The 477-nt window shown below is 41.9% G+C and carries 1 pseudogene; it reads right to left on the reverse strand.

The annotated features are described in order from the left end of the window. Positions 1-477 (reverse strand): annotated as a pseudogene (locus CYP05_RS01380) (DNA polymerase III subunit alpha); the annotation flags it as partial.

Here is a 477-nt window from a genome sequence, read left to right on the forward strand (position 1 = left end):
AGGCTATACTGCGTAACATATCGATCTTCTGGGCTATTTGGCTGGCGAAATAGCGGAGTTTTGTTCCACAGCTCCTCATTTGAGATAACGACACCTGCTGCGTGCTGACCGGCATTTCTATTTAGCCCCTCAAGATCAAGTGCAAATTTCCAAATTTTAGCTGCCTTTGGATTTTGGTTTATTAGCTCAGCTATCTTTGGCTCTTTTTCATAAGCATCTTTTAGTGTAATGCCTAGTTCATCAGGTATTAACTTTGCCATCGCATCGGCTTCGGCGTAAGGCATATCACAAACCCTAGCAACATCCCTAATGACACCCTTTGCAAGCAATTTACCAAATGTAATAACGCCAGCAACGTTAAATTTTCCATATTTTTGCGTAACATAGTCAATTATCTCGCCACGCCTACTTTGACAAAAATCCACGTCGATATCTGGCATGCTAACACGCTCTGGGTTTAGAAATCTCTCAAAAAGC

It is taken from the genome of Campylobacter concisus (genome assembly GCF_002913545.1).
GTDB classification, from domain to species: Bacteria; Campylobacterota; Campylobacteria; order Campylobacterales; family Campylobacteraceae; genus Campylobacter_A; species Campylobacter_A concisus_AV.